This is a genomic window from Aquimarina algiphila (genome assembly GCF_947494415.1).
Classification (GTDB): Bacteria; Bacteroidota; Bacteroidia; order Flavobacteriales; family Flavobacteriaceae; genus Aquimarina; species Aquimarina algiphila.
In genome coordinates this window covers 840,466-854,492 of record NZ_CANLVC010000006.1, presented here as the reverse complement: position 1 = coordinate 854,492, position 14,027 = coordinate 840,466, and the positions used below count along the sequence as shown (strand labels likewise).

General features: G+C 31.8%; 12 protein-coding genes. 3 read left to right on the top strand and 9 right to left on the bottom strand.

Going from position 1 to position 14,027, the window contains the following annotated elements; all coding sequences use genetic code 11:
- The first annotated feature begins 19 nt into the window (after nt 1-19).
- The 3 genes from PQF96_RS12935 (at nt 20) to PQF96_RS12925 (ending at nt 3,493) form a co-directional block, all read left to right on the top strand.
- Entirely contained in the window at nt 20-754 is a 735-nt protein-coding gene (locus PQF96_RS12935) for a hypothetical protein (RefSeq protein ID WP_271766636.1), read from the top strand.
- A 24-nt stretch (nt 755-778) separates the two neighbouring features.
- Nucleotides 779-1,315, top strand: a complete 537-nt coding sequence (locus PQF96_RS12930) for a hypothetical protein (protein ID WP_271766635.1) — start codon at nt 779-781, stop codon at nt 1,313-1,315.
- Between the two features lie 420 nt (nt 1,316-1,735).
- Nucleotides 1,736-3,493: a serine hydrolase gene (locus PQF96_RS12925; RefSeq protein ID WP_271766633.1), complete on the top strand. Its 1,758-nt coding sequence runs from the start codon at nt 1,736-1,738 to the stop codon at nt 3,491-3,493.
- A gap of 639 nt (nt 3,494-4,132) precedes the next feature.
- Here PQF96_RS12925 and PQF96_RS12920 read toward each other — a convergent pair.
- The 9 genes from PQF96_RS12920 to PQF96_RS12880 all read right to left on the bottom strand — a co-directional run bounded on the left by PQF96_RS12920 (nt 4,133) and on the right by PQF96_RS12880 (nt 13,988).
- Complete coding sequence (locus tag PQF96_RS12920) at nt 4,133-4,978, bottom strand: NAD(P)H-binding protein (RefSeq protein WP_271766631.1); 846 nt, start codon at nt 4,976-4,978, stop codon at nt 4,133-4,135.
- 81 nt (nt 4,979-5,059) lie between these two features.
- On the bottom strand, nt 5,060-5,452 hold the full coding sequence (locus PQF96_RS12915) for a DUF5367 family protein (RefSeq protein WP_271766629.1): 393 nt from the start codon (nt 5,450-5,452) through the stop codon (nt 5,060-5,062).
- Nucleotides 5,453-5,497: 45 nt separating this feature from the next.
- A complete protein-coding gene (locus PQF96_RS12910; protein WP_271766627.1) occupies nt 5,498-5,992 on the bottom strand; it encodes an anthrone oxygenase family protein in 495 nt (164 codons plus the stop codon).
- A complete protein-coding gene (locus PQF96_RS12905; protein ID WP_271766626.1) occupies nt 5,982-6,344 on the bottom strand; it encodes a hypothetical protein in 363 nt (120 codons plus the stop codon). The genes PQF96_RS12910 and PQF96_RS12905 overlap by 11 nt, the downstream gene beginning before the upstream one ends.
- Nucleotides 6,345-6,439: 95 nt before the next feature.
- The gene (locus PQF96_RS12900) at nt 6,440-7,294 is read right to left on the bottom strand and encodes a helix-turn-helix transcriptional regulator (protein ID WP_271766624.1); all 855 of its coding nucleotides are present in this window, start codon (nt 7,292-7,294) and stop codon (nt 6,440-6,442) included.
- 181 nt (nt 7,295-7,475) lie between these two features.
- Nucleotides 7,476-8,696 (bottom strand): efflux RND transporter periplasmic adaptor subunit, encoded by a 1,221-nt coding sequence (locus tag PQF96_RS12895; RefSeq protein WP_271766623.1) that lies wholly within the window; start codon nt 8,694-8,696, stop codon nt 7,476-7,478.
- A 2-nt stretch (nt 8,697-8,698) separates the two neighbouring features.
- Complete coding sequence (locus tag PQF96_RS12890) at nt 8,699-13,036, bottom strand: CusA/CzcA family heavy metal efflux RND transporter (protein ID WP_271766622.1); 4,338 nt, start codon at nt 13,034-13,036, stop codon at nt 8,699-8,701.
- Between the two features lie 76 nt (nt 13,037-13,112).
- Entirely contained in the window at nt 13,113-13,424 is a 312-nt protein-coding gene (locus PQF96_RS12885) for a DUF6660 family protein (RefSeq protein WP_143917174.1), read from the bottom strand.
- A 171-nt stretch (nt 13,425-13,595) separates the two neighbouring features.
- Nucleotides 13,596-13,988: a DUF983 domain-containing protein gene (locus PQF96_RS12880; protein ID WP_271766621.1), complete on the bottom strand. Its 393-nt coding sequence runs from the start codon at nt 13,986-13,988 to the stop codon at nt 13,596-13,598.
- Nucleotides 13,989-14,027: the final 39 nt, after the last annotated feature.

Here is a 14,027-nt window from a genome sequence, read left to right as displayed (position 1 = left end):
ACATAAAATCAAAAAAATAATGGATAATAAAAGCTTTAATCCCGTTATAGAAGCCGTAGTTTCTATACGACAATTAGCAGTATCAACATCAGAAAACTGGACAGCTATGAGGAAAATTGGTGCTTCGCTTCAGAATAATCTATATGAAGCTTCAAAAATAGTTGAAAATTATGGTTCTGAAACCACAAAAGACAAATGGAAATTAGAAGCCAAAGCTTATACTGAAAATCTCAACCAGTTAAAGTCAATAATGGAGTCTGCTATTTCAAAAATTAAAGAGAAAAGCACTCAAGCACTTTCTGAAAATTGGAATCACCACCACCAATATAGTACTGCTATAAAACAGAGTCTTAATGAGCTACAATGTATAGGAAGAATTTCACTACCAGAAAATAAAATTTCAATTTGGAGCGACATTTGGTCACAAATCAGTGATTGTTATAAAAGAATAGAAAACGAAGCGCAAGCCTGCAGCATTCAACTAAAAATGATTGAAGCGTACACCCCAAAAGAAGTAGATGTCTTATCTAATACTATCCTTAATTACATTCCTTTTAAATATTCCAAAGAAGAAGCTCATAAATATACAGATGAATATATGAAAGCTTACGAGGATATAAAAAAAGAAGCTAGTAAAAAGAAAAATCTTTGGGACCGATTTTTAGACATACTTGCTGGGGGAATGCAACAAACACCTGCACAACGTGTAATGATGCAACGTTGGGTAAATGCAGAAAAAGGAGATTTACATTAAAATCACTAACTAAACAAAGTAAAAATGAACAAAACAATGTATTTAACATTTAGCGGTCTTATGATGATTGCTGCTGGACTTATATTATTCTTTTCTGAAAAGATAGGAATACCGAACTCAAAAATATTAACTCCAGCATTTATGATTTTTGCAGGTATCTGTAGTTTTATATTTTCTAAGTACGACAAGCTTCCTAAAATAGCAAATCAATACCATATCCTTCAAGGTCTAGGACTCATTATTTATGGAGCAATCGTAGCAACATCAGTAAACTCATTAAAATCTTTTTTAATGGTTTCAACTTATTTTATTTTAATGTATGGTTTATTCGAAATTGTATTTGCTTTTGCAGTAATGACTTCAAGTTATAAAATAAATAAAGGAATATTAATGAGCCGCCTAGTGGCTGGAGGCTTAAACCTTTTAGGTGGTTTTATATTATTAATGGCTACCTTAAATAACGAGATGGAGGGGTTATTAATCACGAGTTTGTTAATTATAATTGGAGGAATATCATTAGTAGTATTTGCAAGAAAAATTAGAGTTAAAGCTCTTTTATAATTGTATTTATTATGAGTAGAGTAAACTACATATAATAATGAGTTCACAAAATGAGCTCAGAAAGCGTTCTAAGCTAATTGGAACGCTTTATTTTATAATAGAAATAATTCAACGATTTCTAAAAAAAGGTTAGAACAAAATTCATTTCCAATTCCCAAATTTATTTCACCAAATACTTCCCTTTCACTAAGATTCAAATACATGTATTTTATTATAACAATACATTGGTTTTCGAATAATTCTGGTTATTGAAACAGAGTTTAAAATTTTCTTCTAAATAATAATCTCACAAAGCTTTTAACGCTCATTTTTAATACTATATAGTTCAAAAAAAGGTAAATGACATAAACATGACACTTAAATGTCGTTCTGATTACAAACCAATAATGATAGTTTTGTTCTAACAAAAAATATATTTCAATGAACAATCAATCAATAGCTAAAAACCTAATCTATCAAAGAAAATTGAAAGGTTTTACCCAACAAGAATTATCAGCCAGAACAGAAGTGACAGTCCGTACTATTCAACGTATAGAGAAAGGAGATGTCAATCCACATCTACAAACTATAAACTTATTAGCAACTGCACTTGAAATTGAGGTCGATGACCTTTTGCAACTTGAAAATCCAAAAGAGGAAGCCATCCAAAAAAAATGGTTATTACTATTACACGGGACCCCCTTGTTAGGCTTTATACTGCCTTTTTGTAATGTGCTTTTTCCATTATTTTTGTGGATTCACAAAAGGGAAGACAATACACTTTATGATAGACATGGTGCTAAAATTGTTAATTTTCAGATTACAGTACTATTGCTATACGTATTATCTTTTGTAGCTTTATTGACCATAGAGAAATGGGGGTTTTTAATCTTCATTTTAATCATTCCACTTTGCGTATTAATAGTTATAATCAACATTATATATGCAATAAAAGAGTCCAAATGTTATTACCCTTTCTCTATTCCCTTTTTGAAAGGTAGGACAAGAGGAATAGCTAAAGTAACTTTATTCTTAATTCCTCTTTTAGCTTTTATCAATTGTGCTCCTAAAAACAATAATAAAATAACTCGTCTAGATAGTACTGAAATTTCAAAAGATTCTTTGACCAATACAATCAATCAGCTAATGAATAATGCTGAAGTTCATGGGATGGCAATTACTATTTTTAATGAAAAAAAACCTGTTTATCAAAACACTTTTGGGTATAAAAATGTCCCTAAACAATTAGTTCTTACGGATACCACTAACATCTATGGGGCTTCTCTAAGCAAAGCCGTTTTTAGTGTCCTTGTGATGAAATTGGTAGAAAACAAGATTATTGATTTAGATACACCTCTTGAATCTTATTTACCTAAGAAAATCTATGAATATGAACCACAAACACGTTGGCATGACGACTATTCTGATTTAAAATCTGATAGTTTATATCATAAAATAACAACAAGGATGTGTTTAGCACATACTTCGGGTTTTAATAACTGGAGGTTTTTTGAAGCCGACAGAAAATTAAGAGTAAATTTTGAACCAGGCACGAAATACTTCTACAGTGGTGAAGGCCTAGTATATCTACAAGTTGTCATAGAAAAACTCACTAAAAAACCTCTTGAAGAATTAGCTCAGGAACTTATTTTTAAACCTTTGGAAATGAACAACACATCGTATCAATGGCAACCTAGATTTAAAAAAGATTTCGCTCACGGGCATACGATAAAAGGTGAAACCTATGGTAAGGATATAGATAACGAACCTAGATCTGCTAGTACTTTAGAGACAACAGCAAACGATTATACAAAATTCTTAACCGCTGTCTTGAACGAGCAAATTCTTAGTAAAGCTTCTTACAATGAAATTTTTAGTCCTCAAATTAGAATAAAAACCTTGGCACATTTTGGTCCTAATTCTAAAACATCAACTAATAAATACGACGCTATTAACTTGAGTTGTGGTTTAGCTTGGTTAAATTTTGATACGCCTTACGGAAAAGCTGTAACAAAAAGTGGTCATGGAGATGGATTTCAACATTATTCAATTTTATTTCCCGAGACAGGTAAAGGAATGTTAATCATGACTAATAGTGATAACGGAGAAAGCATTTATAAAGAATTATTAGAGATAGCTTTAGCTGACACCTACACACCTTGGGAGTGGTCAAATTATATACCATATAACCATAAGTAATATTTTATTTGAATAGAAGTGTATAAAACATGGAATAATGAAGATTATTTTTTACATTTTGATAATTTACTTCTTCTTAAGTTGTTCGGAAAAGAAATCGAATACAGATTGTTTACATCATGGTCTTCAAAACACTTTCTTAAAAGATAAAAATACCGCTAATCCCATAATTGAAAGTATTTGGAAATCTATTAGAAACGGTTATTCTTTTCAAGCAAGAAAAGACAGTATTTTACTTTACGGTTACACCGCTAATTTTTGCTATAAAGAAAGGAGTGATTATTTAGAGGGATTATTATATTCACAAAGTCGGCTCACGTTACTAGGAGGCACTTTAGGAATTTTATTTAACAGATTTTGGAGGCAAAACTCAAACTTTATAAACAAAAAAGATTTTAATTAGAGTTGACAAACTTCCTTAAAATACTATTGGATTTTCTAAATTAATGTCGCTAAGCTCTCAAGAACTCTTTTAAGCTTTATATGCTTAATATTGATATCATTTAAAAAAAGTGTTCTAATTAGATTAGAACACTTTTTTAATGAAGAAAAATACTTAATGTTTCTTATTAATATTTATTCTCAAAGTAAAAAATAAAACGATCGATATTTTGAATATTTATCCAAAAACAAAATAATCTATATGGTTTGCTTTACTCCTACATTCCATATACCTGTAGCTGCTGTTTTATTTACGTATTCACTAAAAGAAATTGGTTTTCTCTTAAGCACTTTTTCAACATCATTAGTAATTTCTGAGTTATTAGGGTTGCCAAGAACTTCTTTAAACAAATATTCAATGAGCCAAACGAAATCTTCAGATAAATTAGCTTTTCTCATTCCGTCTCCGTATTCTGATATCGAAATTGGTACAAACGTAATAATTCGATTACTCACCTGAGCAATGACATTGATTGCCTCTTTAAAGGTAATTGCCTTATCTCCTGTAAGCTGATAAATCTGACCATTATGAGCATCATCCAATAGAGCTTTTACAGCAACTTGCGCAATATCATCTGCATCCACAAATGGAATTTGCACATCTGCTTGTGGAAGCGCAACAAAACCATCTAAAATAGGTTCTAACAAAAAGTTTTCGCTAAAATTTTGATTAAACCAACTGGCACGTACAATGGTATAATCCAAACCAGAATGAATAACCACTTGTTCACACAGTTCTGCTTCTCGTTCTCCTTTTCCTGAAAGCAGCACTAACTTTTTGACATGGGCTTTCTTTGATACTTTAACTAATTCTTCGATAGCTTGCAATGCACCTGGTACAGCTAAGTCAGGTTGATAAGTAATATAAACCTTATCGATCCCTTCAACAGCCTTTGTCCACTCTTCTGGTTGATGCCAGTCAAAAGATGGTGAGGCATTTCTTGACCCAACCCTTACTTGGTGTCCTTGTTCTTGAAGCAGATTTACGATACGTTTCCCTGTTTTTCCTGTTCCACCGATTACTAAAATGTTTTCTGTTTTCATCTTTAATTGTTTTTATAATTATTAATTGAGATTATACTTTTAAAAGCTTGAAACTTTTTGATTTTACTTTTTATAAAAAAATTACTTTATTTCTCTTGATAAAACTTTGGTATACCAATACAATACTGATATTGCGATAAATTCTATTCCTATGAGCCAAAAACCCGCAGCAGTGAAGAAATTATAATACGTTCCTCCGTTGGGTAGTATTAAAAAGGGTACGGTAATAATAACATCCAACAATGTTGCAATTAAAAAGAAAGCTAATCCTATCCAATATCCTTTTACAGTACTATCTTTTCTATAGTACAGTTTTGTTCCAAACCAAACCACAGGTACTACTCCTAAAGAAAGAAATATATTTGCTTGTAGTTCTGTGTCTTTTATAATAGAAATGAAAAAGGAGAGTGTATAAAGGCTTACTCCAATACTCCAAATAATTATTCCAATGATTATTGTTCTAACTAACTTCATAATTGTTCGTTTTTTGATCCTACCCAATCGCAGAGTGATTTAATTTTATTTTGTAAAAATGATTCCTATCAACAGTAAGGCAAATGAAATGAATGAAGTGATAGTTCGTTGGATGTGCCATCTGTTCCAAGGTTGTTCAAACTTGGTTCTCAATTCTGCCAATTCTATAGCCGAGAGATTTTCTAGTATGGTCTTGTCTAGTATTTCATTGAGTGGTACATTTTTAAATATTGTAATAAGACCTACACCCGCAAAAAAGAGTATGGCTGCAAGTAGAAACGACCAAAATGTGGTAGGATTTGCATTCTTATGTAAAAAGGCATTTACTGAAAGAAATATTACAGGCGAAAAGAACACAATTAGGAAACTCGGGTTGATAATCGCACGGTTCATTGCCTGAAAGGATTGTAGAAACGTAAGATCATCTAATCTCCCAATGCCAGAAGTGACAGTGTTTGACCAGTTAAAACACAATCCAGCTGTAAGCCCTGTAAATAAAATACCAAGTAGTAATATAATGAGTTTGATTTTATATTCCATTGTTATGATTTTTTGTGGAGGTTATCCAGGTTAATAATTCTTGGTACTCTTGGTTTGTGAGTTTGATTTTCTTACCCTTTGGCATTCGCTTTTTTATGAATGTTTGCTTATATACAACAGCTGCCCAAGGGTTCATATTTTCTTTGGTGAACACCCGCCTTCTATTACGCTCAACATGACAGACATTACATTTGTTCGTAAGGATTTTGTATGCTCTTAACTGAATAGAATCTCCTGCTGCGCTATAAGTTGATTTGGTGTAAACGAAGTTTTGTCTTTGTTCTCTTTTTGAGCTCTGTGCTACCAGAAAAGAGAGTGTCAGTCCGAGGATAATTTTTACTAATGTGGTCATCACTGTTTGTTTTACTAATTAGGATGACACAAAATTGCATGTTATCAGCTCGATTTATTTATTCGAGCGGAAATATGATTTGTTCGAAAAGTGCATTACTTGAGTTGACTGGGTCTATAGCCAAATTTTTTTGCGAAAGCATTGGAAAAAGAACTAAGACTATCATAACCTACCTGCCAGGCAGCTTCTTGTACAGTAGCATTATTTTCACTAATAAGTTTGTGAGCAGAAGAAAGTCTTTCATTTTGAAGGTATTTGAATACAGGCACCCCAAAAACAGCTTTAAATTCTTTTTTGAGTTTTGTAGTATTTAACCCTATTTGTTGGGAAAGTTCATTAAGAGAAGGTGGGTTTTCTAAATCTCTCAGTAAAACTTCTCTAACTTCATTTAGTTTATCTCTGTAATGGAGTTTTGAACGCGAATTATGCATTAATGCCAATTGTCCAAAAAAATGGGAAAGTAACGCCGTTATCTGACTTCGAAAAAACATCATTTTTGTCTTTCCAGAATACTGGTTAGCAAAAATTGCGTCTACTATACGTTCCATTTCAGGAGTCATGAAAAAGTTAGGACCTTCGACATAATTACCTTTTGGATGAACCAATTCCTGAAGCAAATCTCTAAAAATCTCTCCTTCCTGATTTGGTAACTTATCGAGATTCCTTAAAGCAGTAGCCACCACAATACACTCCAGGTTTTTATCTGGGGAAATAGTATGTTCAAATGCTACATTTTCATCAGCATAAAAAGAAAGTGCCAGACCCTTTGTATGCTGGAATTTTTTAGTTACCTGTCCATAGTTTACAGCTAAGTCTACATTACCCGAGCCATAAAATGCAACAGCAATAAGTGGTTCTTCAAAACGGCATGCATCTACTTCAATATTTGTTGCACTACCTTCTTCAAGCAAAATAACAAAGTCATTAATATGTATAAAATCTCGAGTCATAATATTCTATAAATTTAACAATTTGAAAATATTAAAGTTTTTTGATTTTACCTCTTAAGAAATTGTCATTTTTCTACCAGTTAAAAACCGATCATATAACTTAACATATTAAGCAAAATTCAGAAATGTATATCTTTACATATAAAATATTAGCCTAACACTTTTTCTTTTTTATACTAGCTTAATGTGAGTGTCCAGCTTCGCTTTTTTTCATCTCTGCCATTAAATAGTATGATCCACTTTGAGCTAAGCGTATTCCTTTGCTTGTTTTTTCTTTAAAGTCAAAAATTGTAAATCCATTACTTGTCGATTTTACAATGACTTCTTTAGGAACAAAATTCCAAGAATTGTTATCCTTCTTTTCTGCCACAAACACGTAAAATGTTTCATTTTCCTGAATAATAGCACCTTCTGGTAAAGCTTGCTCTAAAGTATTCTCGGTAATGATTCGTGCAGTAACATACATTCCTTGTATTAAATTTTTGTTCTTATTTTCTATCTCTGCATGTACATGTAAAGCTTTCGGTCCTTCTTCAAAAGATTTTCCTACAGAATAAATTTTTGCAGTCATCTCAGTATTACCCAGTGCTTCAATATTAATCTTTACTAATTGTCCATTCTTTACCTTGCTAATATCTTTTTCAAACACCATTAAATCTGCATGAATATGATCTGTATTCACAATTTCAAACAAAGGTGTTTGTGGCTCTACATATTGACCAGATTTCACCTTTACTTTTTCAATAAAACCATCTATTGGACTTTTTATCAAGGCTACTTGTGAGATATTTCCTTCTCTAATATTTTTTGAAGAAAGTCCTAAGAGTCTTAATTGACTTTCATACCCTTTAACCAAACCCTTGGTACTTGAAAATATAGATTTTGCTTGTTGATAATCACGTCCTGAACCTACTTGTTCATCATACAACTTTTTTTGACGATTATAATCTTGTTCTAAAAAAACAAGTTTATTATACGCTTGTAAATAATCAGTTTGCATTCCTATGATATCTGGATGGCTTATATACGTTAAAACCTGTCCTTTACTTACCTTATCCCCTTCTATCACTTTAATATTACTAATATTAGCTCCTAAAACGCTGGTTACGATTGCTTCGTTTTGAGGCGGGACTCCTAGTGTTCCATTTACCTGAACATAACCATTCATATTACGCCTGATAAGTGTATCTATTTTTATACCCAATATATCGACCTGTTCTTGGTTTAACAATACTCCTCCTCCATGTTTATCATTATGACTACGTTTTTCTTTTTTTTCTAAATTTTCTATTGCCTTATTGTTTACATTAGAATCTTCGTCTTTTTCGGATATATACTTACAACCTGACATGCACATTACAATACTCAAGATTAGTATAACATATTTATTATTATTTTTCATTTTTAAGACTTTAGGTTTAAGAAATATTCTAATTGTATTTTATTTTCTAAATAGTATTGAAGTACTTGCCAGGTATTTATTTCTAATTGAACGGCATCTTTTATATTTTGAATGAAAGCGATATAATCCATTGCTCCTTCTTTATAGGATAAAATGGCTCCATTACGTTGTTCTATAGCAAGTGGTAATGCTTTGTTTTTATAATAGTTCCATTGTTTTTGCAATTGTTCAAAGTTTGTTAGTAGTATCGAATATTTACTTTTAAGTTGTTCTTCATTTGCTTTCTTTTGCTCTTCGATAATAGATGTATTTATTTTGGCTGCCTTTGCCTTTCCTCTTATTTTATTAAAAATCAATGGAAATTGTACTCCTAACTGATAGCTATTAAAACCTGATTGTTCATCTATTTTCTGAAATCCGTACCGTGCAAACAGTTTCGGTAAAAATTGTGACTCTGCTACTTTTTGCCTCGCTTTTACAATATTAGACTGTGTCTGCCAATATTTGAAAAGAGGGTGGTTTTCTAAATTCTCTTCTACAATAAGAATATCATTATCAAAGGTACTCAATGGTATATCCGCGACATCGAATAATTTATCGCCCAAAACCCATTGATTGAGCTCATGCAACGCCATTTGATAAGATGCATAAGCTTGCTCTTTTTGAATTTGTATTAACTTTCTTTGATTTACAGTAGCATTGTATTCTAGTTTAGAAATTGCCTCTGTTTCAAACCGTAGGTCAATTGCTTTATTTAACCCAGAAAATACGGTATCTATTTTGGCATAGGACTCATATAAACGTTTTGCTGTATAACTTTTTGCCCAAGCAATTTGAACCTTTTGTTTTAAGTCCAGCATACTTAATTCTACATTAGCTTCTGCCAGTTTGATATTCTCTTTTGTTAATCTGGTTTTTGAGGCAATTCCAAAAATATCAATATTATTTTGTCCAATACCAAAGGTAGTATATACACCATCATTACTATTATTTCGTATTTCTTCACCCGAAGTAAAAATTTGTGTATTTCCAAAGTCCCAAGCGGTAGTTTTCAAAGCTTTTTCTTTTTCAACAGAAAGTTGTGCAGCTTTTAATGTAGGGTAGTTTTCTATTGCCATGGTAATTGCTTCATCCATAGAAATTTTTGATTGCTGTGCATGTATTGTACTAAAAAAGAATAGTATCACGACCGTTGCAATAATCCTATTTGGTTTTATAGATTTCATTTTATCTTCTTCTCTATTTTCTATCCATTTATACAAAATGGGGATAATAAACAATGTTAATAATGTAGAGGTTAGCAGACCTCCTATTACTACTGTAGCAAGTGGTTGTTGTACCTCTGCCCCAGAGGAAGTGGATAGTGCCATTGGCAAAAACCCTAACATATCTGTAAGTGCTGTTAATAATATAGGCCGGATACGTCTTTTTGCACCTATTCTAATTCGTTTATTAATATCGGTGATGCCTTCATCCTTTAGTTCATTAAATCCACTTATAAGTACCAATCCATTAAGAACTGCTACTCCAAATAACACAATAAACCCAACTCCTGCAGAAATACTAAAAGGCATATCACGAAGCATTAAAGAAAAGACTCCTCCTATAGTCGCTAACGGAATAGCTACATAAATCATTATCGTTTGTTTAAACGATTTTAAAGCCATAAAAATGAGAAGAAAAATCAAACCTAAAGCTATTGGAACTACAGTTTTAAGTTTGGATGTTGCTCGTTCGAAGTTTTCAAATGCTCCACCATAACGAACATAATATCCCGCTGGAAATTTAACCTGAGCTTCAATTTTTTGTTGAATTTCTTCAACTAGAGATTTAATGTCACGACCCCGTACATTAATACCAACATAAGTCCTTCGATTCGTATTATCTCGGCTTATTTGCATTGGCCCCGGTTTGTAACTTATACTGGCTACTTCTTTTAACGGAATCTGTGTCCCATTGGATAGGGGAACAAACAAATTTTTTACATTACTTAAGTCTCGACGTAATTCTTCTTTAAGGCGTACCACCAAGTCAAAACGTTTTTCTTGCTCAAAAATAGTTCCAGCTACACCCCCTGCAAAAGCAGTTTCTATTAGTTTATTGAGCTCTTTTATTTGCAAACCGTATTGAGCAATCTTCTTTCTGTTATACCGAATAGTAATTTGTGGTTGTCCCGATATCGCCTCTACTTTCATATCTGCAACACCATCTACAGAAGCTACTATTTTTCCTATTTCTTCTGCCTTTTGCGCTAGGACAATAAGATCATCCCCATATAATTTTATAGCGATATCTTCACGAACACCAGTGATGAGTTCATTAAAACGCATTTCAATTGGTTGAGTGAATTCATAATTAACTCCAGGAACCTGTTCGATTTTTGCCTTCATCTTATTTATGAGTTCTTCTTTACTGGTAGCATTTGTCCATTCTGAAATTGGCTTCAGAATAACAAATACATCTGCAATATCCATTGGCATAGGATCTGTGGGTACATCGGCAACTCCTATTCTACTAATAATATCTTTCGCTTCAGAGAAATTCTCCTTCACGATTTTTTCAATTTTTGTAGTGGTAGAAATTGTTTCTGACAACGAACTCCCGGGTTTTAAGATCGCATGAAATGCTATATCTCCTTCATCTAATTGGGGAATAAATTCTCCTCCCATTTTGGTAAACGTAAATACTGCTAAACCAAGTAATAAGATTGATAAAACAACAATGACTTTTCCCTTTTCTAAAGCTTTTAGCAATCCCTTTTCATAGTTACGCTCTAACCAAAGAACAATCTTGTCTCCCCAATATTTCTTTTCAACATCTGGAGTTTTTAGAAATAATGAGGTAACCATGGGAACATACGTTAAACAAAGTATCATGGCTCCAATCATAGCAAAACCAAAAGTTAAAGCCATTGGAATAAACATTTTTCCTTCAACTCCTTCTAACGCTAAAATCGGTAAGAAAACAATTAAAATAATAAATTGCCCAAAAAAAGCAGTATTCATCATTTTAGAAGAAGCCTTATAGGTTATATCATCCCGATCTTCAGATGAAATAGTTCCTTTCTTCTTAATTCTTTGATAAATAAGAAAAATAGTGCTTTCAACTATGATTACAGCTCCATCTACGATAATACCAAAATCGATTGCGCCAAGGCTCATAAGGTTTGCCCAAACATCAAAAACATTCATTAATATAAAAGCAAAAAGTAAAGAAAGAGGAATGGTAGAAGCAACAATCAAACCCCCTCTCCAATTTCCTAAAAAGAATACTAAAATAAAAATGACAATAAGTGCACCTTCTAACAAGTTATTCCTAACAGTTGAAGTAGTATTTGTAATTAATTTACTTCTATCTAAAAAAGGCTTAATAGTAACTCCTTCGGGTAATGATTTTTGAATTTTATCTATCCTACTAGTAACATTTTTAATAACATCATCACTACTGGCTCCTTTCAACATTAAGATCATACCACCAACAGCCTCTCCTTCTCCATTTTTGGTCAATGCTCCATAACGTGTTGCTCTTCCTAATTGTACTACTCCAATATCTTTTATAGTAATAGGAATACCAACTTTGTTTACTACTACAATATTTTCAATATCTTCTAAACTTCGTGCTAACCCTTCTCCTCTAATAAAATTTGCTTGATGGTTTTTCTCAATATAAGCTCCTCCTGTATTTTGATTATTATTTTCTAATGCTTTATATACATCGTTAATTGTAATCCCAATAGCATTAAGTTCATTAGGGTCTATTGCAACTTCATATTGTTTTATGATACCTCCAAAGGCATTTACTTCAATCACACCAGGAACCATTGCCATTTGTCTGCGAATAATCCAATCTTGTATGGTACGCAATGCCATGGTATCATATTTATCTTTGTATTCTGGTGTAACCTCTAATGTATATTGATAAATTTCTCCTAACCCTGTTGATATAGGACCTATAAATGGTTCTCCAAATCCCTCTGGAATATGAGTTTTTATTTCATTTAATTTTTCTGATACCAATTGCCTTGGTAAATATGTATCTAAATCATCACTGAAAACTATAGTCACTACAGAAAGTCCAAATCTAGAAATAGAGCGAATTTCTATTACTCCAGGCAAATTAGCAACAGCGATTTCTACGGGGTATGTAACAAATTGCTCAATGTCTTCGGTACTCAAATTGGGTGCTTGAGTAATTACCTGTACCTGATTATTGGTAATATCAGGCACAGCATCTACAGGTACTTCTTTAATACTATAGATTCCGGCAACTATTAATGCAATGGTAAACAATGCAATAACTAATTTGTTATTGATTGAAAACTCAATAAGTTTATTAATCATTTAAGTATATTTAATTTAGTTAAATGTCTTTGATTAAAGACCAAAAAGGACGTATGTATCCTATTAAAAAACTAAATTAAACCTGAGGAGGGTGCAATAAAGGGATTACAACATTTTGCTTCACATCATTATGATAAGTAAATATATCTGATGATATTATTATTGATGTTATTCTATAATCATGTAAATGATATGTATCTATTTTGGTATGACAGCACTGACAGGAACAAAAAGGAGAACATAATTCCATATGTTGATGATGATCATGCTGATTTGAATCTGAAATAAACTCTGTAGTATCCGAATCACTATCAATCACACCATCCTGACAAGGAACAAATGTAATCCCCAAGAAATACATCGAGAATATGATTGTTAGTATTTTCATCTAACAAAGATAAAGATTTATTTGTGCAATAGAATTGTAAAGGAAATAACTTGTTATTTTATAGTATAAATAAACTATAATATCATTAGGGTCAACAAATTATAAATTAGTTTTTAAACATAACGACGTAGCTTATTTTCTCAAATATTTAAATTGTTCAAGTATTTAATCTTATAATTTTAAATTTGCTTTAGATTTTTTATAACTCATAAAAAAGTTAATCCATATATTTCTTGAAGTTCTTAATATTATGGGTAATGAAACTACCATAACCACTACGATTACGCAATATGTAATAATTAAATCCAAATTAAAAACAAGATATGATAACACAAATGTAGTGACTGCAAAAGCTATCCCAACCGGGTAGCTTACATACATTGCCCCATAAAAGAAAGAGGGCTCTATTTTATATTTTGTACTACAATGACCACAACGTTCTTTCATTGCTAATACATTTGTTAATTTATATGGATTTGGTTCTACATACATACTTTCGCTTTGACAAACGGGACAGCTGCCTGTTAAAATACTATATACCTTAGTTCCTTTTAAAAATTTCATAATCTTTTTTTTAATAGGTTACGATTAGATTAATTTGAA

What these genes read in the sequence shown, in the direction of transcription:
- PQF96_RS12920 (WP_271766631.1), bottom strand. Translation starts at nt 4,978, where the DNA reads ATGAAAACAGAAAACATTTTAGTAATCGGTGGAACAGGAAAAACAGGG.
- PQF96_RS12935 (WP_271766636.1), top strand. Translation starts at nt 20, where the DNA reads ATGGATAATAAAAGCTTTAATCCCGTTATAGAAGCCGTAGTTTCTATA.
- PQF96_RS12930 (WP_271766635.1), top strand. Translation starts at nt 779, where the DNA reads ATGAACAAAACAATGTATTTAACATTTAGCGGTCTTATGATGATTGCT.
- PQF96_RS12910 (WP_271766627.1), bottom strand. Translation starts at nt 5,992, where the DNA reads ATGGAATATAAAATCAAACTCATTATATTACTACTTGGTATTTTATTT.
- PQF96_RS12895 (WP_271766623.1), bottom strand. Translation starts at nt 8,696, where the DNA reads ATGAAAAATAATAATAAATATGTTATACTAATCTTGAGTATTGTAATG.
- PQF96_RS12900 (WP_271766624.1), bottom strand. Translation starts at nt 7,294, where the DNA reads ATGACTCGAGATTTTATACATATTAATGACTTTGTTATTTTGCTTGAA.
- PQF96_RS12890 (WP_271766622.1), bottom strand. Translation starts at nt 13,036, where the DNA reads ATGATTAATAAACTTATTGAGTTTTCAATCAATAACAAATTAGTTATT.
- PQF96_RS12915 (WP_271766629.1), bottom strand. Translation starts at nt 5,452, where the DNA reads ATGAAGTTAGTTAGAACAATAATCATTGGAATAATTATTTGGAGTATT.
- PQF96_RS12905 (WP_271766626.1), bottom strand. Translation starts at nt 6,344, where the DNA reads ATGACCACATTAGTAAAAATTATCCTCGGACTGACACTCTCTTTTCTG.
- PQF96_RS12885 (WP_143917174.1), bottom strand. Translation starts at nt 13,424, where the DNA reads ATGAAAATACTAACAATCATATTCTCGATGTATTTCTTGGGGATTACA.
- PQF96_RS12880 (WP_271766621.1), bottom strand. Translation starts at nt 13,988, where the DNA reads ATGAAATTTTTAAAAGGAACTAAGGTATATAGTATTTTAACAGGCAGC.
- PQF96_RS12925 (WP_271766633.1), top strand. Translation starts at nt 1,736, where the DNA reads ATGAACAATCAATCAATAGCTAAAAACCTAATCTATCAAAGAAAATTG.